18 protein-coding genes are annotated in these 19,957 nt (G+C 64.1%); 4 read left to right on the top strand and 14 right to left on the bottom strand.

The features are described 5' to 3' along the window. Positions 1 to 4: 4 nt before the first annotated feature. Complete coding sequence (locus tag FB462_RS00925; RefSeq protein WP_141859575.1) at positions 5 to 1,408, bottom strand: arsenic transporter; 1,404 nt, start codon at positions 1,406 to 1,408, stop codon at positions 5 to 7. Further along, positions 1,408 to 2,796 (bottom strand): FAD-dependent oxidoreductase, encoded by a 1,389-nt coding sequence (locus FB462_RS00930; protein ID WP_141859577.1) that lies wholly within the window; start codon positions 2,794 to 2,796, stop codon positions 1,408 to 1,410. Before FB462_RS00930 ends, FB462_RS00925 begins: the two co-directional genes overlap by 1 nt. A gap of 110 nt (positions 2,797 to 2,906) precedes the next feature. On the opposite strand from FB462_RS00930, the gene FB462_RS00935 reads away from it, so the two are divergent. The 3 genes from FB462_RS00935 to FB462_RS00945 all read left to right on the top strand — a co-directional run bounded on the left by FB462_RS00935 (position 2,907) and on the right by FB462_RS00945 (position 4,613). Beyond that, on the top strand, positions 2,907 to 3,263 hold the full coding sequence (locus FB462_RS00935; RefSeq protein WP_022906751.1) for an ArsR/SmtB family transcription factor: 357 nt from the start codon (positions 2,907 to 2,909) through the stop codon (positions 3,261 to 3,263). Positions 3,264 to 3,314: 51 nt separating this feature from the next. Beyond that, entirely contained in the window at positions 3,315 to 3,719 is a 405-nt protein-coding gene (locus FB462_RS00940) for a hypothetical protein (protein ID WP_141859580.1), read from the top strand. Positions 3,720 to 4,118: 399 nt separating this feature from the next. After that, complete coding sequence (locus tag FB462_RS00945) at positions 4,119 to 4,613, top strand: hypothetical protein (RefSeq protein ID WP_141859582.1); 495 nt, start codon at positions 4,119 to 4,121, stop codon at positions 4,611 to 4,613. 280 nt (positions 4,614 to 4,893) lie between these two features. Here the strand turns inward: FB462_RS00945 and FB462_RS00950 are convergent, their stop codons facing one another. The 6 genes from FB462_RS00950 to FB462_RS00975 all read right to left on the bottom strand — a co-directional run bounded on the left by FB462_RS00950 (position 4,894) and on the right by FB462_RS00975 (position 10,259). After that, on the bottom strand, positions 4,894 to 5,418 hold the full coding sequence (locus tag FB462_RS00950; protein WP_141859584.1) for a hypothetical protein: 525 nt from the start codon (positions 5,416 to 5,418) through the stop codon (positions 4,894 to 4,896). A 113-nt stretch (positions 5,419 to 5,531) separates the two neighbouring features. Then, complete coding sequence (locus tag FB462_RS00955) at positions 5,532 to 6,002, bottom strand: hypothetical protein (protein WP_141859586.1); 471 nt, start codon at positions 6,000 to 6,002, stop codon at positions 5,532 to 5,534. Position 6,003: 1 nt separating this feature from the next. After that, a complete protein-coding gene (locus FB462_RS00960) occupies positions 6,004 to 6,906 on the bottom strand; it encodes a TIR domain-containing protein (protein WP_141859588.1) in 903 nt (300 codons plus the stop codon). A 215-nt stretch (positions 6,907 to 7,121) separates the two neighbouring features. Then, positions 7,122 to 8,369, bottom strand: coding sequence for a hypothetical protein (locus FB462_RS00965; protein ID WP_141859590.1), 1,248 nt, complete (start codon positions 8,367 to 8,369; stop codon positions 7,122 to 7,124). Further along, positions 8,366 to 8,935, bottom strand: a complete 570-nt coding sequence (locus FB462_RS17855; protein WP_341872452.1) for an HIRAN domain-containing protein — start codon at positions 8,933 to 8,935, stop codon at positions 8,366 to 8,368. The genes FB462_RS00965 and FB462_RS17855 overlap by 4 nt, the downstream gene beginning before the upstream one ends. A gap of 565 nt (positions 8,936 to 9,500) precedes the next feature. Further along, positions 9,501 to 10,259: a hypothetical protein gene (locus tag FB462_RS00975; protein ID WP_141859594.1), complete on the bottom strand. Its 759-nt coding sequence runs from the start codon at positions 10,257 to 10,259 to the stop codon at positions 9,501 to 9,503. A 181-nt stretch (positions 10,260 to 10,440) separates the two neighbouring features. Here FB462_RS00975 and FB462_RS00980 point away from each other — a divergent pair, with 181 nt between their 5' ends. Then, the gene (locus tag FB462_RS00980; protein ID WP_141859596.1) at positions 10,441 to 11,391 is read left to right on the top strand and encodes a metallophosphoesterase family protein; all 951 of its coding nucleotides are present in this window, start codon (positions 10,441 to 10,443) and stop codon (positions 11,389 to 11,391) included. Between the two features lie 181 nt (positions 11,392 to 11,572). Here FB462_RS00980 and FB462_RS00985 read toward each other — a convergent pair whose 3' ends face one another. The 6 genes from FB462_RS00985 to FB462_RS17765 form a co-directional block, all read right to left on the bottom strand. Then, the gene (locus tag FB462_RS00985; protein ID WP_141859598.1) at positions 11,573 to 12,109 is read right to left on the bottom strand and encodes a PIN domain-containing protein; all 537 of its coding nucleotides are present in this window, start codon (positions 12,107 to 12,109) and stop codon (positions 11,573 to 11,575) included. A gap of 9 nt (positions 12,110 to 12,118) precedes the next feature. Continuing rightward, positions 12,119 to 13,213, bottom strand: coding sequence for a helix-turn-helix domain-containing protein (locus FB462_RS00990; RefSeq protein WP_167509954.1), 1,095 nt, complete (start codon positions 13,211 to 13,213; stop codon positions 12,119 to 12,121). Positions 13,214 to 13,410: 197 nt separating this feature from the next. Next, a complete protein-coding gene (locus FB462_RS00995; RefSeq protein ID WP_167509955.1) occupies positions 13,411 to 15,348 on the bottom strand; it encodes a TniQ family protein in 1,938 nt (645 codons plus the stop codon). Between the two features lies 1 nt (position 15,349). Then, on the bottom strand, positions 15,350 to 16,537 hold the full coding sequence (locus FB462_RS01000) for an AAA family ATPase (protein WP_141859604.1): 1,188 nt from the start codon (positions 16,535 to 16,537) through the stop codon (positions 15,350 to 15,352). 18 nt (positions 16,538 to 16,555) lie between these two features. Further along, positions 16,556 to 18,727 carry a DDE-type integrase/transposase/recombinase gene (locus tag FB462_RS01005; protein ID WP_141859607.1) on the bottom strand — a complete coding sequence of 724 codons (2,172 nt, stop codon included), beginning with the start codon at positions 18,725 to 18,727 and terminating at the stop codon, positions 16,556 to 16,558. Between the two features lie 114 nt (positions 18,728 to 18,841). Then, positions 18,842 to 19,834 carry a TnsA-like heteromeric transposase endonuclease subunit gene (locus tag FB462_RS17765; RefSeq protein ID WP_141859609.1) on the bottom strand — a complete coding sequence of 331 codons (993 nt, stop codon included), beginning with the start codon at positions 19,832 to 19,834 and terminating at the stop codon, positions 18,842 to 18,844. Between the last annotated feature and the right edge of the window lie 123 nt (positions 19,835 to 19,957).

A 19,957-nucleotide genomic window follows, 5' to 3' on the forward strand; every position in this document is an offset into this window, starting at 1 on the left:
GCGGTCATCGGATGAGGGTGAGCCAGCCGGCGAGGGCTGTCAGGGTGACGGCGAGGACGGGGACGGTCAGCACGATGCCGGTGCGGAAGTACTGCCCCCAGCCGATGTGGATGCCCTTCCGATCGAGCACGTGCAACCACAGCAGCGTTGCCAACGACCCGATCGGTGTGATCTTCGGGCCGAGGTCGGAGCCGATGACGTTGGCGTAGATCATCACTTCGTGGGTCAGGCCGGTCGCTCCGGCTCCGCCGCTCGCGAGGGCGGCGATGAGGACGGTCGGCATGTTGTTCATCAGCGACGCGAGGATCGCGATCACGAACCCGACCCCGAGCGCGGTGACGAGGACCCCGTGGTCCCCGAACACATCGAACAGCTTCGCGAGGTAGTCGGTGAGGCCCTGGTTCTGCAGCCCGTACACGACGAGGTACATGCCGATCGAGAACAGCACGATCTGCCACGGCGCCTCCCGGATCGTCTTCCACACCGGAATCACCCGCCCCGACCCGCCACCGGTGCCACCACTGCCGCCGGTGACGGCGGCGGTGCCGCCGGTCGTGACGAGGACCGGGGACGCAGCCTGACGGGCGAAGAGGAACGCGGGTTGCCGGGCAGCAACGAGAACGATCACGACCGCGCCGACACCCGCGACCGCGGCGAGGGGCACCCCGAGCGGGTCGGCGGCGAAGTAGCCGACCAGCAGCACGGCGAGGACCACCCATCCGGCGCGGAACGTCGCCCGGTCCTTCACCGCGGCGGCCGGACGGGTGAGAGCGAGAACGTCGTACCGCTTCGGGATCGACCGGCCGAAGTACGCCAGCAGCATCCCGAGGGACGCCAGCACGGACACGATGCCGACGGGCACCATGACGGCGGCGTACTCGGTGAACCCGAGGCCGAAGTAGTCGGCGGAGACGATGTTGACCAGGTTCGACACCACCAGCGGCAGGCTGCCGGTGTCGGCGATGAACCCGGTGGCGAGGATGAACCCCAGCGCCGCCTTCGCCGGCATGTTCAACGCGCGGAGCATCCCGACGACGATCGGAGTGAGGATCAGCGCGGCCCCGTCGTTGGCGAACACGGCCGCGATGACCGCGCCGAGGCCGACGATCAGCACGAACAGCAGCCGACCGTTCCCGCGACCCCACCGGGCCACGTGGAGCGCTGCCCACTCGAAGAAGCCGGCCTCGTCGAGGATCAACGAGATCAGCACCACCGCGACGAACGTCAGCGTCGCGTTCCACACGATCCCGACCACCGTCGGCACGTCCCCGAGCCCGACGACCGTGGTCGCGAGGGCGACGACCGCGCCGATGAGGGCGGTGTAGCCGATCGGGAAGCCCTTGGGCTGCCAGATCACCACCACGAGCGTCGCGACGAAGATCGCCGCGGCGACGACCGCCAGCACCATCAGACGCCCACCCCGGCCTGGTTCGCTGCCGCGGCGGCGCGCTCCCAGCCCTGCGCGGCGACCTGCACGGCATCCCACGGGGACCCGAGCGGTGGCGTGTAGCTGAGGTCCAAGTCGATCACGTCGTCCACCGAGAGGCCGGCGTGGAGGGCGGTGGCGTACGTGTCGATGCGCTTACTGATCTCCGCAGACCGTTCCCCGACGATCTGCGCGCCGAGGAGCCGGCCGGACGTGTGGTCGCCGGTGACGCTGATCGTCAGTGGCACCGCGCCTGGGTAGTACCGCTTGTGGTCATCCGCGACCGTGACACGGGTCAGTGGGGACACGTCGAGCGCAGCGGTCTCGTGGTGGCGGAGACCGGTGCGGGCGGCGACGAGGTCGAACACCTTCACCACCTGCGTCCCCACCGAACCGGCGAAGGTCCGGGACCCGCCGAGCATGTTCTCCCCGGCGACACGGCCCTGCTTGTGCGCCGTCGTCCCGAGCGGCAGCCACGTCGTCCCGAGCAGCCGGTGATGCGTCACGACGCAGTCGCCCGCAGCCCACACGTGCGGCACCCCGGTGCGCATCTGCTCGTCGACGACGATCGCGCCGGCCTGCCCGAGCTGCGCACCCGCTGCGGTCGCGAGGTCCGTCACCGGCCGCACGCCGACGCAGACCACCACGAGCGCGAACGTGCCCTCTTCATCCCGAGCGGCTGTCGCCGTCGTCACCCGCCACTGCCCGCCTCTGGTTGGGGTGATGCCGGTGACGGTCCCCCCGGTCAGCACGGTTGCGCCGTGTCGGCGGACCTCCGCGGTGGCCAGGGACCCGAGTTCCGGATCGAGGGTGGAGAGCACTTCCGGGCCGCGCTGGATCAACGTCGTGTCGAACCCGCGGGCGACGAGTCCCTCGGTCATTTCGAGGCCGATGTAGCCGGCGCCAACGACCGCGACGCGGCTGCCGGTAGGCAGCAGCTCCAGGGCAGCGACGACCTGCTCGGCGTCGGTCATCGAGTGCAGCAGGTGAATCCCGGGCTCACCGAACGGGATCCCGGCCGGGCGGACCGGCTCAGCGCCAGTCCCGATCAGCAGCTCGTCGTACGGCAGCTCTTCCTCACCGCCATGTCCGGTGACCGTGAGGCGGCGACGGTCCACGTCGACCGCAGAGGCCCATGTGGAGGAGCGGACGGTCATGCCGGCGGCTTCGAGATCGGCGCGGGTGCGGTGCGCGAGGGACGCTTCCGTGACGACGTCGCCCGAGACCCAGTAGGGGATGCCGCAGATCGAGAAGTTCGGAAACTCGTCCGCAAGGACCACGGTCACATCGGTCGACGGGTCCAGCTCACGGGCGCGCAGCGCCGCGGCGATGCCAGCGTCGCTGCCGCCAACGGCAACAAGGTGAGTCATCGTGGTCGGTCCTTCACAGATCAGCGGGAGACAAGCAACGACATCGAAGCATGTCGATATCGATGAAGGCAAATATAGACGTGTGTCGAAGTCCGTGGGATGATGGTGTGATGACGACGATCGAGCTGCTCCCCATCCAGGACGTCACCGCGTGCTGCTCGCCCGTCACGACCGAAGCGATGACGCAGGAGTCCGCGGAGGTCCTGGCGAAGTCGTTGAAGGCGATCGCAGATCCCGCGCGTTTGCGGTTGATCTCGATGGTCGCCGCGCACGAGGGCGCGGAAGCGTGCGTCTGTGACCTGCAGGAACCGCTCGGCCTGTCCCAGCCGACCGTGTCGCACCACCTCAAGGTGCTCGTCGACGCCGGCATCCTGCACCGCGAAAAGCGCGGCACCTGGGCCTACTTCTCCCTCATCCCCGGCGCGCTCGAGTCCGTCGCCGCTCTGCTGACCTCGCCCACACGCTGAGACGACGGAACTTCCCTCGCGGCGAAGCCTCCGCACGGTGAGGATGAAGACATGACCGACGAGCAGGAACCGAATCCGATTGCGGACGCCCGTGCACAGATCCGCTGGATGATGGAGCAGCAACGCAAGCAGCCGACGGTGTTCACCGAGGTGAAGGACAGGGACCTCGTCACCTTGATGGACCGGTTCGCTGGATCGCTCGAGTTCAACTCGATGCTCGTTGCTTCGCAGCTGATCGCGGAGGTCAGCCGACGACAACTGTGGGCCGCCGTTGTCGAGCGGCGCACTGCCATGCTTGCTTTGGGGCACCCTGACCAGGACCGAGCGACGCTTCGAGATCGTGCGCAGCTGGAGCTGGACCACTTCCGGAACGAGCACTTCCCGGTCGACCCCGACATCTTCGGCGATGACGAAGTAAAAGCAGAGGCGGCCTGGAACGGCTACGTCCAATTCTGATCGCACGATCCGGTGCAGCGGTTCTGCAGGATGGGTCCGCAGTGGCGATCATTAGTGACGTGCCCGTCTACAGATACGGCCCGATGAGTCAGAGATCAGCTCGGAGTCGCGGGAGGTTCGCGTGACAACGGGAGTGCTCGAGATCCGCTATCAGTGGCCAGTGCACCAGGTCGACCACTCTGCGGTCCGCCGTCACTTCAACGCTCCGCGCTTGACCGTCACCGGTGAAGAGAAGGGGCCAGAAACATTGCGGTTCCAGCCCGATTCGTCCGGACCGGCCACTCTCACATGGGTCCTTGGGGATCGAGGCACGTGGACGATCGAGCCAGCCGGTGACACGCTGCCGGGCCCGAGGAGGCATGGGACCACTGGCAGAAGCAGGCGGACAGGGCGCTGTGGATGTTCCGCGGCGACCTGGGGAGCCGACGTAAACGTCACTCGGTCGTTGACGCCCTGCTCACCGGTGAGGTCCTGTTTTACGCGGCGCACGGAAACACGATCATGCGGTACCCCCATGAACCGATCCCCGACGAGACGCCGCAACCCGACGGCTACGCCGCATGCTCGACCGGAAAGGCGTGGGCTGACAACTGGCAGTTCGACTTCGAGTTCCTGTCCGGCGAAGAGGACGAGTGGGTTGGCCTGATCTGGCAAGCAGACGAACGTCGCTGGTTGGATGCTCGCACCTACGAACCGGTCGACGGAGACGAATATCCCGAGCTGATCAGCTTCGCCGAGCAGGATCTTCAGCGCATCCACCGCGCTGAACAGATCGCAGATGAATGGTACGAGGCGTACCTACTGGTACTCATCAACCTGTTCCCCGACCGAGTCAGCATCGAGCATCGACGGCGGGCAGTTCGGCGGGACGACCTGAGCTCCGGGCTCGCTTAATTCAGAGTAGGGGTGCACGACTCCTCGCGGGCACCGAGGTTGGGAGCGGTCACGACGCCACCGCGTCGTCACTCAGGTCTGAGGGAGACCGACAGGACTGCCAAATAAGGTGTCCACCTCCGTATTTCACGACAGGTTGTGTGGCAGTTGGACAACTTAGTTGGCGGACGACTGCTCCTTCTCATGGAGGCTGTCGAAAGCGGTCACGGCTGAGCGGCCTTTCTCATGTGAGTTGGCCGCTGCGTTTCTCAAGGTACGTGTCGAATCTTCTTCGCCCTGATCAGATGCGAACTTCGCGTTTCGTTCTCTTCGTGTCCCCTGTGCCGAGTTCGACTGACATGTAGAAGCGTCGTGATGTGATGTGCCCGATGCTGCGAGCTGAGTGTGTCAGCCGGCGGGCGTCGTCGGCGTAGGCATACCAGGTCTCTGTCTCTCCAGGCGGCAACCGGAAGGGCAGCTCTGGCCCGACCGCGTCTCCGTGTGGCGTGAGGGACGCCGGCCCTCCCACTGGGTGGAGGCTGTAGCGATCGATCCGGACAGGTGCACGACCCACGTTGGTGACAGCTATGCCAATCACTTCCCGCGCCACGAGTCCTTGGTCAATGGCACTTGAAAGGTCCTTCGGGCGGCTGTCGCGGCCAACTTTGCCAACCACGGCTGTGGCAGTGCCAATTCCACCATGGAGGAGTCGGACCTTCACACGACGACCGTCGTAGTGCCAGCTTGAGATCTGCCAGCCGAGGGCGGCAGCTCCGGTGAGGAAGCTCAACGCAGAGACGATCAGTGCGGCGAATGCGATGTTCACTGCTGTCCTTCCGTAGCGACGCGTGAAGCGCCCAGGCCCTAGCCGGTGCCGCGGTGGTGCTGGCAACAAATACCCGGCTCAGTCCTGAGCCCGCTACGCGAGAGTCGGCATCCTTAGAGGCTGTACGCGGCGCCGCAAATGAGACAGTGCAGCGGTGCAGCGGTGTTGTGCACCTTGACCGGTTCCCAGGAGTGGCAGGGGGACAACACGACGGTCGAAGCCTCCGAATCATCGCGCTCCGTCAGTGGTAGCGGTGCGTCTGGCACGTTGAATGATCCGGTTCTGGTGACTTTGAGGAACTTGCTGTTCATCGGCCGGAACAGGTCATCGAATTGCTCGTTCACCTCGTTCATCACAGCGTTCATGCCGATGGCCTGGATGTGCTCCTTCTGCTCCTCTGTCATCCAGTCGTCCACGTCAGCCGGCGCGCCGCAGTATGGGCAGTAGTACTGCGATGCGGAAGGCTGGTTTTCAGCTTCGGCGTTGGCGGGCCCCGAATGCCAAGCGAACTCACCCGAGCAGTTCGGGCAAGCCCGCCGAAGGAAACCGTCGCCGTCTAGCGGCAACGAGAACGGTATCTCCATGTCAGCTCTCACTCACGAACTCGTCTTGCTCGATGGGGGTGCCATCGGCAGTCTTGCCGCTGATCCGGAGCGTGAAGTACGGCGCGTACGATTCGGTCAGGGCCGGCGGCATCCTCTGCAACGCAACCACCGACTTGCCAGCGGGTAACCGAGGTACGGGCAAAACTCCGTCTTCGCGGTAAAAGTGCTGACCCTCGTCTTCCGGCTGTACGTTGAGGTCGTAGACGTCACCCGGACCGTGGTTGGTGACGATGATGTCGCTTAGCTTGTTGCCACCGCGGACGCGAAGGGTCGCCGACAGCCTCGGTTCTCCATTGGTCGCGCTGGAGGGAAGCTTCTTACCCAGAGGAAGGCCATTTCCCGGCGAGGCCGGCGGAGTGAGGTCGCCGGCCTCGTGCCAATCGGTCCCGGTCAGTTTGACCGCACAGCCCGCGGTGAGCAGACGGTTAGCGAGATCCTGACGTTTACCCACCGTATTGTTCAGACGAACTGAGTGCCGTCCGTGCACGTCACTGAAGGACTTGATGTGCCCGAGTTCGACAAGCACCGTTCGTTCCGGGCTCCGCCCCATGGCCATGCCGGCTTCGAACAGTACGTTCGGCCGCGGTTGCATCTGCGGTTGGGTCTCAGGATCATCAGCGCGTTCCGCCAGCGACTCGTGGAGATGTGCCACATCGTCGGGTGTTTGCAACACGACGACCGCTTGAGCGACCCCGAACGCATGGTCGAGAACGTCGCCGATGTAGGGAGACGCGCTACCCGTCAACGCGAGCGCCTCGGCCCATTCGATCGGGTCTAGGCCAACTGCTCGAAGGAAATCGAACAGCCCACGCCGCGCTGAGTCGTTGCGGCCGTGGATCACAAACACCTTGCGCGGGTCGGTGGTACTTTCGGTTCCTGCCATGTCTAGACCCTAATCGCAGGAGCGACAAACTCTCATGCGGCCCGCGGCTTTGGTGATGGGTCCATGAGGCGCAACGGCGAGCACACCCCTGAATCGCAGCGCTGCGCGCGTCGAACTATCCGGAGACCTGGAGCTCGGGAGCGATTTTCAGAGCACGACGACCGATGCGGGCAGCAACGACGGTCGTGGTGCGCTGCAAGGCTGGCGTCCGACGATCAGACGTACGGGTTGGGAGATGCCGCGATGCGGACGCGCCCGATTACCTGCATCGCTGTCGCGAGGGCGTCGAACACGTCGAAGACGTGACCAACGAAGTCGAGGTATTGGGTGCCGGACGGATCGACGTCGCTGACGATCGTGCCGGTGCGGAGGTCGTGATGTGCTGTGGCGTGGCCGATGGCATTGCGCGTGCGGTTGTTCAGCAGCTCAGTCATCCCCTCCCAGCCTGGGACGATGGCGGCGTAGGCGAGCCGAGATGCGTTGGGGAGTTTGTCGAAACCCTTGAGCGTCTTGGGGCGCTGCTTCTCTCCTACTCCGGCTGGGGTGGCGGTTCCGAAGTCGTTCGGGTCTCCGCGTTTGATGGTGTTCTGCGCGGCTACCATGTACCGCGTTGTCTTGCAGACCAGTTCGAAGCCCTGCTGGTACAGGTCTCTGAGTTGAGTGAAGTCATCACGAAAGAGCGTTAGGTCTTCAAGGCTTGCCTTGCTGGCTACATTGAGGAACCGTGGGAGCCGGCCGAGCGACCAGGCGTCATAAGACCTCAGGAAGGTGTCGACCTGCGCGAAAACATCGCGTTGCAGGGTACCGATCCGTCCCTCAGCGAGATCGGCTTGCAAAAGCTCCACGTAGGCGGGCGTCCGCAGTGCGGCTCGGTGCTTGAGCAGGTACCGCTCCATGAACTTCGCCGTCCGGTCTGCGCGGGAACCAACCACCTGCTCGGTGACTGCTCCTACGGCGCGGAACATTTGGGCGGCTCGTTCATAGTCGGTCGTCTTTGGCTCCCAATCGGGAAAGGTCTCACGCCCGATCTTGTCAAAGAAAACCCAAGAGCCGTCGAGGTAGTACCTCCCAATACGGCGTACGCTCTTCCAGCCCTCTAGCGCTGCAGTCTGAGCCGTGCCCACGTCGTCGAAGTACTCACTCACCGCGTCTCCCAGCAGAAAGTGAAAGGTCATCATTGTGAAGGAGCCAAATCCACTGTTCCAATCGGCGTCGCTGCGCGCTGGAACGCTTGGGTCGATCGTCACCACGGGCTGATCGGTTCCATCACCGGCGATCTTCTCGGCGTCATCAAACTCGACCCGCAACTGTTCAAGTTCCTGCCCGGTCGACCGACCGTGGATGGGGAGCCCGCAGGTCGGGCAGAGCAGGTAAAAGCGCGTCAAATCGGTCGGAGCTACCCCGACGCGAGCCGTGAAGGCTGTCTCGCAGCCGACGCAGCGAAGCGGGAAGCGCATAATCATTCGGTGTCTGCTTTCGTCGACGAATCGATCTGAAGCGCTCGGACGCGCTCGATGTGAGGCAAATGGACGTACAGCGCGATCTTGTCTGCTGGCGGTTCGTCGTTCACTCGGAACGCAGGCGCGTTGACCCGATCAAGTTCCGGGGCCAAAAGCCTCGCCTTCGCAGCAAAGATGTAACCGACCTTGCGCGTCGTGTCCCAAACGGCAACGGCGTTCAAGTAATGGGGGTTGCTCGACTCCCGGACGAGCCAGTACTCAATTCCGCCAACATCGCGTCGGAGGCCGGCTGGGACGTAGGCGAAAGTACCTTTCGTCCGAAGTCGGCCAGCTGACAGCTGCCGCAGGTCGATAGCATCAACGAAATCGGGCGGCGGCGGGCTAGGTCGCGTCACCTTTGACCGTCGAGGACGGTGTGCGCCTGCGGTTGCTGGTCGACCGGGCGACGTTGGGTCCGGTGGAGGCAGTGGATCGAGCGGAAGTTTCAGCCGGTCGGCGGCGCGCCAGAGCGCTCGTCCCGCGATGACGCTGATGAGGCACAAGCGAGTGAGTACAAGAAGAGCCCCCATGGAAAACAACCTACGATGGCGCCCGCGGTCCGCCAAGACCCCGATGAGGTCGCACGGGCTCCAGGTCAATCGTCATCAAGCGGCAGGCTTGCGTCCACGTCCGCGACGGTCGGCATCTCACTTCGCCACCAGGTCAGTTCCTTCCTATTCGGAGGACGGGACATCGGATCGGCGCCTCGGAAGGAGAGGATCGTCGTACCGTCGATACGGAACCGGCAGCCGCGTGGAAGCACCCAGACGCCATCGCGGAGGCAGGTGGGTTCGCTTCGTGCAAAGTCAGATCGCGATTCCAGGCGGGACCAGCTGTCGTGGTCAGCTGTCCTTCTCAGCGGGCCTAGCCAAGTCCAATTTCGCGAACGCCGAGCCCTCCAGCGCACACTAACTAGAGGCCAGCGGTGGTCGCCGTGCGTCTCGACTGAAGCAGTAGCGCGAACCGTCCCAAAGGGCGGATTCGGCTACAACGAGATCTATAATTTCTATAATCACGAGGGCCCCGAGGTGGCGCCGACCCGGACGTGCAGCCCGTCTGCTTCCCTGCCCTTCTGCTCGGCTCCACGCGGTGGGTTCACGTGCGCAACTGCCTGACGTGTTCACGAGCGGCCGCCCAGATGATGGTTGACTCGACTGGGCGGAGGTCTGGCCATCCCCCAGCAAGGGCGACCAGCTCGGCGAACGAGTCCGCTGCGGTGGGCCTCGACCATCCCTCTTCTGCACCGTATTCGATGACGTGGCGCAGCAAGCGTGTCGGGTCTAGGGGAAGGTGTTCACGCAGCGCATCGCGCAGGAACTCGGCGACGAGGTCCACTCCTAGCCCGCCGCGGAGCCCATCGACGAGTGTCGCTTCGACACTGCGATGCGGAAAGTGCCCGTAGGCCCAGTCGACATCTTCTCTGGCCGTCGTCCTCTCCCAGCGCACTGACACAAGGTCGCACGCCGGTAGCAGCCCAGTCGAAGCCGATGGTGAGTCGATCACTGCGTCGAGCAGTTCGGGTCCGAGTCCCCATCGTTCTAGCGCCGGCAGTCCTCCGATTACAGCTGTCACCCCTCCCGCCAGGAACGCATCGCGGCGTGCCAACACGCTCACCGCTGGGTCGGTGAGCATCCAGAGGGCTCGCGCTTCGAGCGTCGGCGTTGGTGCGGGTTCCGCCGCGAGGTGGAACCAGATGTCGCCGATGACAGGCACCAAGTCGCCAACCTGCTCCAGGTCTTCGAGGGTTCGCTCAACGGCGGCTTCGTCGTGCTTCGCTTTGACCTGCGCTTTCGAGATCAAGCCGCGTTGACTTGCAGCCGCCACAAGAATCGTGTGCCGAACGTCCCCTGTCATGCGGTCACCATATGACACGCTTGAGTTGGAGGGGCGGCTCTCTAGGTGCATTCCTAGCAAATGCGTACTTTAGTCGCGCCCGGCTTGTTCGCCCTTTCGCAACGACTGGTCCGCGTCTAGCCTTGAGCGGCGGGGCTGAGGTGCAGCGAACTGCCCCGGGCTAGCGAAAGGAAAGTGAGCCGTGACGAACCATCCGCGCAAGATGGACCGCTTCGAGCGACGAGCAAACGCGTCTCGATCTATTCGAATCTCTCCGAAACTCACCCCGGCCGAGCGAAAAATTTGGCCGACGATAGACGGGCATCCATCGGTTGATATAACGCTCCTCGACGAGCGCCGAGTTGCTGTGGTCGGCGATTGGGAGTCACAGTCGCGCCTCGTTGCCCCGCTGCTTCAGCGCATCCGGAGGGAAGCACCGGATGTTCGTACGCTGCTTCATGTCGGCGACCTCCGCTGGTCCGCCCCGCGGACGAGTGCGGCTCGTGGGCGCAACGCTTCAAGCGAGGAGTTCGCGCCCTGGCTCGACGAGCAGCTGCAGCGCTTTCAGTTTCAACGACTGATCCTCGTGCCGGGCAACCATGAGTGGTGGGATCGATTGCATGAAGAATTCGAGGATCATCCGGACCGGTTCTTTCGCGCCGCTCACCGTATTTGGATTGCACCGCGAGGCCTTCGCTTCGAGCTGGGAGGGCGAACTTACCTTTGCATGGGCGGAGCTGCTTCGCTCCACGACGATGGTGGCCCGTTCGAAGCTCCTACGGATGCTGACATCGAGCACGCCGCCGCGGGCGGAGAAGTCGATGTCCTCCTCACGCACGAAGCCCTCAACGTTGACATGCCGCAGTTGACGTCTGCAATGCGGAGAGGGCCACGCTTCTCTGACACCCGTATGGCCGCGTCAGCGGAATCGCGCAATCGTGTCACACAACTCTACAACCGCGTTCGGCCGCAGCTGGCGTTCTTCGGTCATATGCACTCGTCTGGCTCTGCCGCGACGGAGTTCGGTATCGTTCACTGCCTCAACGTGATCCGGAGGCCGCGTCATGTTGCGTTGCTGAACGTGCACACCCTAGAGGTGCAATGGCTTGAGGATCTTCCCGAAACTCACCAAATCAATCGACTTGATGCATGACGCTGCGCAAGATCGATCCACCCTCACCTCTAGCGACGTCGCGATCGTCTTGAAGGGCTTCCACGCTCCGCCAATCCCCAGAGGACCAACTTGCGCGCCGCAGTTGTGTATCGCGCCAACATGATCACCAAGTGATGTCAAGCTGGCAGGGCAGGACTCCGAGTGGCGTGCCCCCTCGCACTTAGGTCGCACGCTTCTTCAGAACCTTCCGGAACCGATTGATGCTGATCCGCTTCCGGCCACGCGCTACAAGTGTCTTGATGTGCGCCTCCGCTGCAGCCTCGGTGATGAAGCCGGCCCTCACCGCGAGGGCGAGCAGATCGGTGGTCATGCACACGGCGATGGGGAGGTGCTCGTCCTTGATGTACTTGATGGCGCCGCCGTCGTCGGTGATGAAGACGGCTTCGATGTGCCGGTGCGTGACGACGGCGATGGTCTGCGACTCCCCGAGGCTCTGGGCGGGGTCTTCGATAACGTCGGTGATGCTCAGCCGAATTGTCCGCGCATCGTGCTCCTCGAACTTGTCCACGAGGATTGGGTCGGGCATGAAGTCGAAGGCTTCCTCGATGCCCGGGTAATAGCCCTTCCGGTGGGAATCCTCACATTCGGCATGAACAGCGCCAACCCACGCGCCCTTGCCATTCAGGAGCTTCTTCAGGATGCCCATCTCGCCGATGATGGCGAAGTTGATGAGAACGGTGTTATCAGGGAAGTACACGGCGCGACGTCACTGCACCTTCAGCCCGAACGCGTCCGCCAGGACGTCCAGCGTCGGCGCTTCCTGCATGAGGTCGTCGTCTTCTGTACCGTCGACGCCAGACTCGAAGGGTGCTCCGAGCATCCACTCCAGCGTACGAGTGGTCCGCGGGTTCGTCTCGTGAGCCGCGAGCAGCCGCACCGGGAATCGTCGCGCGGCCGCCTCTCGCATCCGTTCGGCAACCGGATCGTGTAGCGCTGACCCGCCGGAGATGTGCTTGCGGGCAAGGCGCGCGGTCGAGAGCGAGGTGCGAGGCGCCTCGGTGCGCAGGTAGGTCATTCGCACGTTGAGTGCTTCGATCGAAACGCCGGCGTCCCATAGGAATCGTGCGAGGTCCTCCTCGCTCGCCGACTTCCAGTCAATCTTCCGGATGGAGGGCACGGGAAGGAGAAGGTCCGCGGCGTACTTGTTCGCCGCGTTCTCCTCTGCTCGGCTGAGGTCGCCATCTCGAGTGAATTGGCCTGCGGCGATGTGTTCCAGCTCGTGCGCGATTGTCCAGTTCTGCCGGGCCCAGAATGCTTCTGTCGGCACGACGATGACGATGGCGTTCGGAAGCTTCAAGCTCAACCCGGAGGAGCCGGGCAGGTCAACCTTGATGACGTCGATCCCGAAGGTCTGCTCGACAGCGTCAGCGAAGTGTCGTTGCCAGTTGAGGCCGTATCCCGCTTCGAGTGCAGCGCGGGTCTTCTCTGGTTCGGTCGGAACAGGCTGCTGGTTGGGCCATGGCGCGATCGAGTGGGCCTGCTCGTAGGCGCGCGCGATACCGCGAACCGTCTCCGCGACACTTTCGGACGTGTCACGCACGTACGAGCCGTTCCCGAGATAGTCGTGACGAGCAGCAACCTGCACAGGGAACGGATCCTCACCGAGCAGGATCCAGTCAGTGCTCACGCGGAGCTGTTGGGCGAGCGCGATCAGTTCGCGGCTGGCGAGAGCGCGCTTGCCGTTTACCACGCGAGACAACGCCGACGGGTCCATGTCGACGCGTCGCGCGAGTTCGCTCTGAGAGATGCCTGGCAAGACCTCTTCCAGTCGCTGCAGCAGGCGCACGCCGATGTCGGTCATGTTTCTACAGTAGAGCACGTGTTGTGAATTTCGCATCACTGGGAGTACGATTCCGCTCCGCCATGAGCGGACAGCCATGGCCCGACCACCTTCGGCTGGCTCAACGGCATGTGTTGGGAGGCGGCAGTCGCGCCGACGTTCGCTATGGCTAGGCGCTCCGACGTCCCTGACGACGCCTCGGTCGACTCGCCCTCCAGTTACGCGGCTGTACGGCTTCGAGGCCGTTGACCGCGTGACCGTTGGAGGTTGCTGGGCGAAGAAGACGCAGCCGCTGCTGAACGAGGGAAGGCGTCTGCCGCCGCGCGGACATGCATTTCCGACCGATCGAGCGCGTTCGCGAGGAAACCGATGCGGCGTTCGCCTCCGTTGAGAAGGTCGTGCATCTTGGCGACGTCGATGTCCGAGAGTGCACGCCCGGGGAGCCGGGGGCTGCTCAGCAGGTCGACCGCGGGTGCGCTGACCACTGGACCCTTGAGCTTTGCGACGCTGAAATAGTGCCGTAGGTAGACGTCTATCTCTTCTTGCAGCTCTCTCGTCATTGACAGGCAAAACGCGCCGTACAGGTTCGCGTCGTCGGCTCGGGCTCTGGACCACGAGTCTGGGTAAGCGGAGCCGTGCGATCCGGTCATCCGGGCGTACGCGTATCTGCGGGCCATCAGCGTTCGGGTGGCGCCTCCGGCGTGGACGCCGACGCGATCGGCGATCCGTTTCCACGCGGAAGCGGGCAGCAGCTGGTGGCGGAAGATCGCGTGCGCGCGTTGTGTGTAGTTGATGGCGTTCTTCGCAGTTGGCGTGATGCGTGGCGCCAGCGCGGTCAAGAGGCGCAGCTGGTCGGTGAGTACTTCAGCGGTGGCAAACAGCTCTGGACGGAGGGCCTCCTTGTACGGCTGATACTTGACGTTGCTGCCAGAGTGGGCGTCTCCGGTGCTGACTAGGGCCAGCGCCGCCGACATGGCGAGTCGGAACGCGGATTCGTTGTACGCGCCACCAGCGTCAAGCGCGACGGCCCATTCGGGCCAGATCGCCGGTGCGATGAACGGAGCGGCCGCGGCTCTGGTGGGTGCAGTTGCGGCGGTGGCGTGTTGGATTCGTTGCTTCAACGTGAGTTGGTCGTCGACGGCCCGGAGCAAGCGACCGCGGGTTGACGGGGCGAGGTTCGGCGACCAACGAGACCCGAGATGGTCTGGTGAGCCGAGTCCAGTCGAAGAATGTTCGTGCAGGTCGGCCCAGTCGTAGTTCAGGACGAGCTTGCGGAAGTCAGGACGGACGTCTTCTTCGGAAGCGGTGACAAGATCAGCGGCCCAGGCAGCGAGGGCCCCGTAGTCGAGCGCGCTATTAGGCGGTTGACCACGCTCTGAGGACGGCTGGAGCCCTCGAATATCGCCAGCTTCGAGGCCGGCGTGGTCCGCTACCTCTTCGACACTGGCTCCCTTCCTGACGCCGTGCATGACCCCTTCCAAGTTCAGGAGCATCGCTTTCGCGGTTGCCGCGTCCGCGAGGCGGGCAAGGCCGTCGATGTAGTGCTGCGCTCGGACGAGGGGAGAGTCGGCTGCAACGGGCTCGGCATGGTGTCCCGGCAGGTACCCACCGCAGGCTCCCTCTCCAGTCCGGCGATTGGCGCAGAAGCGGGGGTCGAAGACGTCCGTCGTCGGTCTCTGCGTGAAGTGAATGAGGTGGCAGTCCTGGCATCCGTCGATGAGTACAACGTGATGGCGGAGACAGAGATACGTGGTGGCGAGTTGCCACACGTTCTGAAACGCACCGCCGTCCTCGGCCACACATTTGGGGCAGTATCGGCTGCCGCTGCCACGTGCCCAGTACTTCCTTGCGATGGTGCCGTCGCCGCGGATCTCGATCAAGCGCCGGTCGTAGCGCTCGAGGGTCATCGACTGCAACAGAGCGCGCTCGACACCCGTCTGTTCTTCTAGTCGAGCAGCGGGAGCGTCAGGGAGCCGGCAACGCCAGGACGAGACGCTGCGGCGTTGCTGCGGCGTCAGGTCGAGTGCGCTGATGAATTGTCCGTAGCTCGTGCCGAACATCCATGCGTAGCGTCGCAACCAGCTCTGCAGGGATTCACCGGCGGCCGGGGTGGGGCGGCCCGGGAACCGGGTTGCCCCGGCGGGGAAGTCCGCCACGTCAGTGCTGCTTCGCGGCGGTGCTACTGGCATGGTGGGGATTCGCGGTCTCGCCTGCGCGGGAGGTCCGGCCCGCCGGACCTTTGCCGCCTCCGCCCGCGGGCTTCGTTGGTGCCGCCGTCATCTGGCGAGCGATACGTCGTCCGCGCTCGTACACGCCGTGGTCAGCACCGTATGCGCGTTCCTCCCGAGAGAACTCGGCGGATCGTTCGAGCTTCACCTGGTCGAGTAGTTCCCGAGTGAGCCGCTCGTCTCCTGACAGGATGGCGCGCGCACAACCACGCACGATCAGGCTCGTGATGTGTTGCATCCGCCCAGAGGTGCGGGACCAGATGTAGTCCGACAGGTCATCGGCGAGGATTCCGGGTTGGAGGCGGGACAGGACGAGCTTGCTCTCGATGGTGAGCAGGAAGGACCGCCACTGCGCTTTGGCTTCGTCGGTCGTGATCGCGAATGGGTTAACGTCGACGTACGTCCACCGGCTGTCTGTCTGCTGGCGGGCCGCATCTTGGATTGCGACGCTGGAGCGTGCGTTCACCTTCCGGATGGAGTGTCCCACGAAGAGGAAGGTGGTTGGGAACTCGTTGGCGAGGAACTTGATGTGGTTGTGCACCTCGCGTCCCTTCTTGCCGGCGAAGTTGAGGAACTGGATTTCGTCGATGACGATGAGTCCGGTCTCGCAAGCTTCGACTGCGTCGAAGAGCCGGTCGTGCATAGCTGACTCGGTGCCTGTGGTGGGCAGTCCCATGAACCTGCACATGCGCTCGGTGAGCCACTTTGTGGTCACGTTCGCCTTGAGGCCGACTTTGATGACCGGGATGCGGTCGTATCGGTCGTCTTCGGGCAGTCCGCGTCGCATCTCTTTGGCCCAGTACCGGAGGGCGTAGGTGTTCGCGATTGTGGTCTTTCCGAGACCGGGAGGCGCATCGACGACTGCTGCGCCGCGGACCCGGTCGCCGACGTGACGGTTCGCAGCGAGGATCTCGTCGAGTTGCTCGTGCGCGGTGACGAGCTGGGGTGTCTTGATGACGCCGAAGTTGGCGTGCCAGCGCGCCCGTCGGTCGTCATAGTTGGCTTTGGCCACGTCGCTGAGCTTGGCAAGCGCGCGGTGGTCGAGCGGCTCGGGTCGCTCGTATGGGTTGCCGCGGACGATTCGGGCCCAGTTGACGTGGTTCATACGGTCGCTCATGGTCTTTTCCCTTCGTGGTCACGCGTTCGAGCGGATGAGGTGTCGGGTTGGAATGTCGTCGTAGTCGCCGTCGTCGAGGTCGTCGAGGATCCCGGCGTAGTAGGTGTCGGGGTCAGGCTCGGATTCGAGATCGAAGTCGGTGCCGTCGAGGTCCGGTTCGATGGGGTCGTCGCTGAGGTCCACCTCCTTCTCAGGGACCTCGACGACGTCCGTATCTGTCTGCGGATCAGCGAGGTAGTTGATGACTGCGCCGGGGCTGGGGCGGTTCGGGTCTTCAGTGAGGGCGCGCATGAACATGTCCATGCGGGTTGCGAGGGTGCGGGCGCGTCCGTCTTCCGGAAGTTGGGTTCGCCAGCGGTGCAGGATCGAACGCAGCTCCTTGTCGAAGTCCCGGACCCATCCGTCCTCGTTGAGCTTGCGGCGTGTCCAGTCGGCGGCTTCGAAGCTGAATGGTTGGTCGTCCTGCGTTCGGAGCACCCAGGGGATCTCGTGCCATGCGCCGTCCGGTGCTTCGAAGTAGATTTGCCGGGCGTCGCCGGGTTCGTAGTGGAAGCGCCACTTGCCGCCGTGTTCTGGTCCTGACACCCCTTCGTATTCAGCGAGGATCGGGGCGTCGTACACGAGGCCGCGGAGGCTTACGCCTTTCGCGCCGATGGTGCGGCCGGCGGAGGGGAGGATGCGCAGCCACAGCTTGGGGTCGGTGTGCGCCACGATCATCCCGGCGCGCTCGATGCCGGCGCAGTACATCTCGTAGGGGCTTGCTCCGGACTTCATGGAGCCCGGAAGTCGGAGTCCGCGGTGGGGTCGTAGGTGGTACACCCGTGCGATCCACTCTCCGATGATGTCGGCCGCCTCGTCGGTGAAGAGGACTGCGTCTTGATCGACGTCAAGTCCTCGTCCATCGACTGATCCGGACGTGTGCGCGGGGAGGAACTGGAGCAGGCCCGTGTTCAACGTGCCCCAGAAACGCTCCATCTTCGGCTTCTCGACGCCTCGGTAGGGTCGGGTTGGCTCAAGACCGATGCCGAGCTTGGCGCAGATGTAGGTGATGTGGTGGCTGGCGAACGGGGCGCCGTTGTCGATGACGATCTTCTCCGGCAGGATCGTCGGCGCCTTCGGCTTCGTCGCTTTGAACGGCAGTTGCAGCGTCCCGGGGACGCCGTGGTACGGCCATTCCGCCAGCTCGCCCCACTCTGGCCTGATCGGTTGCGGGCGCAGGGTTTGCGCGATGACGGCAGCAACGTCCTCCTGCCGGGTTGTCTCTCGGAGCAGGAATCCGAGGATGCAACCGGTGTACTCGTCGATTGCGGCGACCATCTCGGGGCGGAAGCGACGGCCGGTGAGCCGGTCGATGCACATCACGTCGAGGATCGTCGCGTCCATCTGCACGCGCTCGCCAGGCCTGGAGGCGCGCCTGGTGTAGTCGTATCTGCCACGGGGCCGGTTCGCGTGTGAACTCTTCGTCTTGTTGCTCAGCCCGATGGCGGGCCCTGCGCCGAGGGCTTCGAGCAGTCGGTAGCACGTTGCCCGGGAGGGCATCTTTTTGCGCCACTCGATCTCTGGGAACTCGGTTTCGAGCGCGGCGACGGCTTCGCTGAGCAGGTAGGAGCCGGTCTTCCGTGACTGTCCGGGCTGGCTCGCCAGGTCGATCTGCGTCCGAAGGGCGTCCTTGATTCGTGCGTCAACGCTCTTGAACCACTGCTGCGGCTTCAGTAGGCGGGCGTCGACGAGTCCATAGTCGCCCTCGTTCTGGATGCCCTCGATACGGCGCTCGACCGTGCGGGTGCTCTTCTTCACCTCCTTCGCTTTCGCATGGATGCGCTGGCCAAGCGGGCGTACGGGGTCGTACTTCTCCCGTGGCTCCCCTGGAAGCCGCGCGTCGGCGCTGCCGGACTGGTAGCCCGTGAGGACTTCGTTGATGTGTGGCCGCCAGAAATCGACCTGTTCAGCGGCCTTGCGAGCCTGTTCGGGCGGCAGGAGGTCAAACTCGAGCGGTGATCGCCACGGCGCCTCGCGCGGGGCCGTCTCGACACCGACGAACTCGCTGTCGTTGAGAATATCGACGAGCCGGTCCTCCTTGACGCGGCCGCGTGCGTTCTGAAGGCGGACTCGGGGTCCGATGGACGTCACCGTCCATCGCTTGCCGTGGCGGTTGATCTTTGATCCGTTGCGGAAGCTGAAGGTGGACATGAGGGTGGTACTCCTTTTGGGTATGCGGCAGCTCGCCCTGCTGGGCAGGAGAGGGCGCCGTTGAGAGGTGTGAGGGGTAGGAGAACGCCGACGGTTGCAGCGTTCTCCTGACGCTTACGAGCGAGCCAGAGGCGAGAGTGTGCCGAGGGAGCGGCGTAGGTCGGTCCGGAACGCCGAGTTCCACAGCAGATTGCGGATCGACGCGCGTATCACAGCTTGCGGAAGGTCGGAGGACAGGCGTCGTTCAAGAGACCCGATGGTGTCGCCGGGCCTCCAAGCGTTGAACACCTGGGCCCGGGGATAGTGCGACATCCACTGCTCGACACGAGCACCCGCGATGTACCGGAGGTTTCGGACCACCAGCCTCGGCGCGCCGACATACTCCTCATGCACGAAGCCATTCGGGGCGATCGTGTGCTCGACCCAGTCGTGGAGGTCCCGGACATCGACGTCATGGATCCGACTTTCCGGCTTCACGTTCACGATTCGCACGCTCCCGTCACGGCAGAGGAGTGCGAAATCGGGTGTGTGCTTCCGCATTTTGCCGTCGACCAGCCCCCAGAGGCTGAAGGGCTGTGCTCGAATGCCGAGGACGAGCGGATCGAAGTCCGCGAAGTAGAGGAACTCTTCTTCGAGCTGTGACTCGTACTGCACGAGGTCCCGGTTCGTACTGGAGAAGAACGTGCCTGGCTTGTTGGGCATGTCCGAGTGTCGGCCTGGACGCCGCACCGGGGAGCTGGCGGCGATGACATCCCCCGTCAGTTCGACTAGATCAAGCACCCGTGGCGAGCCGTCAATGAGGACCGTGACCCTGACCCCGGCGCGGAGCTGCGACTTCAGTAGCCGCGCGTCCGGCGGACCGAACCAGGGCTTCAAAAAGGTGGCGATCTGAGCGCTACGCCCATCGCCATGGGCATACGAGTGTTGACTGGCAGGGGCGCGAAAATCTCGGATGAATGGTTGCTCATCCGACGTCACGACGGTATCCTTCCAGATGATCCGGTCCAAGGATCTGGAGGACGCCCGGTAGTGAGAAGTCCGAATTCTCACCGGGCGTTTCTTCGTTCGCGCACTGTTGTTCCCTGCCGCCGAGGGGCGGCGCTGCATGTAAGTTCTCCTCCGTGTCGGAAGCCGCGCGTTGCAGTCCGAATGCGACGCGCGGCTATGTGCGTCTTTCGTGATTCGACATTAGCACGGCGCGCCTATCACAGCCACCCCAATCACATGAGA

The sequence above is a fragment of the Curtobacterium citreum genome, from assembly GCF_006715175.1.
GTDB lineage: Bacteria > Actinomycetota > Actinomycetes > Actinomycetales > Microbacteriaceae > Curtobacterium > Curtobacterium citreum.

Coding starts and splice junctions, on each gene's coding strand:
- FB462_RS00925 (WP_141859575.1), bottom strand. CDS start 1,408: ATGGTGCTGGCGGTCGTCGCCGCGGCGATCTTCGTCGCGACGCTCGTG.
- FB462_RS00930 (WP_141859577.1), bottom strand. CDS start 2,796: ATGACTCACCTTGTTGCCGTTGGCGGCAGCGACGCTGGCATCGCCGCG.
- FB462_RS00935 (WP_022906751.1), top strand. CDS start 2,907: ATGACGACGATCGAGCTGCTCCCCATCCAGGACGTCACCGCGTGCTGC.
- FB462_RS00940 (WP_141859580.1), top strand. CDS start 3,315: ATGACCGACGAGCAGGAACCGAATCCGATTGCGGACGCCCGTGCACAG.
- FB462_RS00945 (WP_141859582.1), top strand. CDS start 4,119: ATGTTCCGCGGCGACCTGGGGAGCCGACGTAAACGTCACTCGGTCGTT.
- FB462_RS00955 (WP_141859586.1), bottom strand. CDS start 6,002: ATGGAGATACCGTTCTCGTTGCCGCTAGACGGCGACGGTTTCCTTCGG.
- FB462_RS00960 (WP_141859588.1), bottom strand. CDS start 6,906: ATGGCAGGAACCGAAAGTACCACCGACCCGCGCAAGGTGTTTGTGATC.
- FB462_RS00965 (WP_141859590.1), bottom strand. CDS start 8,369: ATGATTATGCGCTTCCCGCTTCGCTGCGTCGGCTGCGAGACAGCCTTC.
- FB462_RS17855 (WP_341872452.1), bottom strand. CDS start 8,935: ATGGGGGCTCTTCTTGTACTCACTCGCTTGTGCCTCATCAGCGTCATC.
- FB462_RS00975 (WP_141859594.1), bottom strand. CDS start 10,259: ATGACAGGGGACGTTCGGCACACGATTCTTGTGGCGGCTGCAAGTCAA.
- FB462_RS00990 (WP_167509954.1), bottom strand. CDS start 13,213: ATGACCGACATCGGCGTGCGCCTGCTGCAGCGACTGGAAGAGGTCTTG.
- FB462_RS01000 (WP_141859604.1), bottom strand. CDS start 16,537: ATGAGCGACCGTATGAACCACGTCAACTGGGCCCGAATCGTCCGCGGC.
- FB462_RS01005 (WP_141859607.1), bottom strand. CDS start 18,727: ATGTCCACCTTCAGCTTCCGCAACGGATCAAAGATCAACCGCCACGGC.
- FB462_RS17765 (WP_141859609.1), bottom strand. CDS start 19,834: ATGCAGCGCCGCCCCTCGGCGGCAGGGAACAACAGTGCGCGAACGAAG.